Here is a 2,650-nt window from a genome sequence, read left to right as displayed (position 1 = left end):
TGCTCAGCCCGGAGGCTGCGCGGCTTCACCGGGGAGGGTCCCGCGGACGAGGACGGCGCCGCGGAGGCCGGGGCGCGCCCGCCCGGCGCCTGACGGGGTGGTGCGACGCCGCTCGGGACCGCTCCGGGCCGTCCGGGACCGTTCGGCCGGGATCAGGCGGTGCTGCCGAGGTAGGTGCTGACGCGGCGGAGCCAGGCGGTGTAGCCCGCGGTGACCAGCCGGTCGGGGAGCAGCCGCATCAGGGCCGGCGGCCGGTACCTGTCGGTCTGCTCGGTGGCCGCCAGGTCGGCGGCCCGGGCGGCGTGCCGGGAGCGGATCCGCTCGTAGCGGCGGAGCCGTTCGGTGACCGGACCGGCGCCGTTCAGCTCGCGGGCCAGCGTCCAGCCGTCCTCCAGGGCCTGGTTCGCCCCCTGGGCCATGGTCGGGGGCATGGAGTGCGCGGCGTCCCCGGCGAGCGTCGCGCGACCGCGGCCCCAGACCTTCGGCACGCGGTGGCGGTGGTGGGTGAAGCGGTCGATCCCGTCGATCGCGGCGAGCACCTCGGGGACGGGCGCGGCCCAGCTCCCGAAGCGCTCGGCCAGCGCCTCGGCGGGTGAGGCGGGCGGCGGCTCGCGGTGGTCGACCCGGTGGTCGAACCACCACAGCAGCAGTCCCTCGCCTGCCGGGATGAGGCCGCAGAGCCCCTCCCGGCCGACGATCATGATGGCCCGATGGGACGAGACGAGGTCGAGCGGGCGCCTGATGAAGCCCTGCCAGGTGACCCACTCGGTGAGCCGGGCGGGGTCGGCGCCCCACAGGTGGTCGCGCACCACCGAGGAGCGCCCGTCCGCGCCCACGACGACGTCGCCGCGCGCCGTACCGCCGTCGGCGAAGGCGAGTCCGCCCCGCTCGGGGTCCACCCGCGTGCAGGCGGAGCCGAAGCGCAGCGTGCCCTCGGGCAGGCCGTCGGCGAGGCGCTCGACCAGCCGCTGCCGGGGCAGGTGCACGTTCGGCGTGCCGTAGCGGCGGGCCACGGCGGCGATGTCGACGGTGACCAGCGGCCGCCCGCCGGACGACCACGACTCCATCGTGTCGATGCGCCGCCCGACGCCGGTCAGGTCGACCCCGAGGTCGCGCAGGATCCCGGTGCTCCCGCTCCAGAGCGTCACCGATCCGCCCACCGTGCGCAGCGCGGGGGCCCGCTCGTGCACCTCGACCTCGTGTCCCGCCCTGACCAGGCCGCGCGCGGCGGCGAGTCCGGCGACGCCCGCACCGGCTACCAGTACTCTCATCACGCCACCTCAATCTTGATACTCCAAGTATCTGATATTGAAAGTATCATATATGTCGACATCTCCGTCCCCCCGAGGCCGGCGGCCCGATCCGGCCGTCGACGCGAAGATCCGCTCCGCCGTACTGGAACTGCTGCTCCAGCGCGGCCTGGAGATGACGATGGACGAGGTGGCCGCGCACGCCGGGGTGGGTCGCGCCAGCGTGTTCCGCCGTTACCCGACAAAGCGCGACCTGCTGCTGGACGCGCTGACCCAGGTGCTCGACGTCCGGGTCGCCATCCCCGACACCGGCTCGCTCGCCGGTGACCTGCGGCAGGTGGTCGTCGACACGCTGGCGGTCTGGCGGGACGACCGGCTCGCCGCGCTGAGCCGCCAGGTCCTGGGCGAGACCGGCCGCGACCCGGTGGTGGCCGACCTGGTCCGCACGAGCATGCGCGATCGGATGGCCCGGTCCTGGGTGGTCTACGAACGGGCGATCGGGCGCGGCGAGCTCCGCCCGGATGCCGACCTGTGGCTGTTGACCGACCTGTTCGCCGGGCTCGTGGCCTACCGGGGCCTGCTCGGCCTCGACCTCCCCGACCCCGACGAGGTGGTCCGGTCCCTGCTGCACGGCTTCGCGCCGACGGGCTGAAGCCGCCGCACTTTCCCGTCGACGGTGACAGCGTGGACGTTCTGGGTGATAGTGGCTCTGATGAAGGCACCGAGGCAGGTGACAGCGCTCGTTCTGCTCGCGCTGACCGTGGCGGCCTGCGACGATCCGCCGCCGCGGGATCCGGCCGCTTCATCGGCTCCACCGCCGTCGGCCTCGCCGCCCTCGGCGACGTTGACACCCCGGGCGCTCCGGATCCCCCGCATCCCGGCGGGGGGCGGATGCCCCACCACCGCCCCGCGCCGGTGGTCCGGCCCCGGCGTGGCGACGGCGGTGCTCGGCGACGGGCCGGTGTATCCGGTCGCTGACTACTTCAGGGACGGCACCGTCCTGGAACTGCGCGCCGACGACCGCAGGCCCGACGGCTCCTACGTGAAGAAGGTCCGCTGGATCGGCGCGGGATACAGCGGGCCGGTCCTTGTCCGGGCCGCCCGGATCGACGGGGAGGGCACCGCGAGCAGCAGGTTCTCCTACATCGGTGAGCAGCGCCACGGCGGCCACTACGCCGAGCTCGCTTCTCCGACGAGCGATCTGCCGGGGACGACGACGGTCGGCGGGCCCGGTTGCTACGTCCTGCAGGTCGACGGCACGACGTTCACCACGACCGTCGTGTTCCGTGCCGCCTGAGCCTTCGTGCCGCCTGAGCCTTCGTGCCGCCTGAGCCTTCGTGCCGCCTGAGAGGGAGTTTTGTTAGCTTTTGTTCCTGTTCATCGTGAATAGGCCGGGTTCC

3 protein-coding genes are annotated in these 2,650 nt (G+C 73.7%); 2 read left to right on the top strand and 1 reads right to left on the bottom strand.

Going from position 1 to position 2,650, the window contains the following annotated elements; translation table 11 throughout:
* Positions 1-152 precede the first annotated feature (152 nt).
* Positions 153-1,271, bottom strand: a complete 1,119-nt coding sequence (locus tag ACWJ6R_RS34245; RefSeq protein ID WP_449066189.1) for an FAD-dependent monooxygenase — start codon at positions 1,269-1,271, stop codon at positions 153-155.
* Positions 1,272-1,323: 52 nt separating this feature from the next.
* Here ACWJ6R_RS34245 and ACWJ6R_RS34240 point away from each other — a divergent pair, with 52 nt between their 5' ends.
* Complete coding sequence (locus tag ACWJ6R_RS34240; RefSeq protein WP_449066188.1) at positions 1,324-1,902, top strand: TetR/AcrR family transcriptional regulator; 579 nt, start codon at positions 1,324-1,326, stop codon at positions 1,900-1,902.
* 78 nt (positions 1,903-1,980) lie between these two features.
* Positions 1,981-2,547: a hypothetical protein gene (locus ACWJ6R_RS34235; RefSeq protein WP_449066187.1), complete on the top strand. Its 567-nt coding sequence runs from the start codon at positions 1,981-1,983 to the stop codon at positions 2,545-2,547.
* Positions 2,548-2,650 lie beyond the last annotated feature (103 nt).

It is taken from the genome of Planomonospora algeriensis (genome assembly GCF_977012225.1).
The sequence above is the reverse complement of the archived record's forward strand: the minus strand, read 5'-3'. Positions and strand labels throughout refer to the sequence as shown.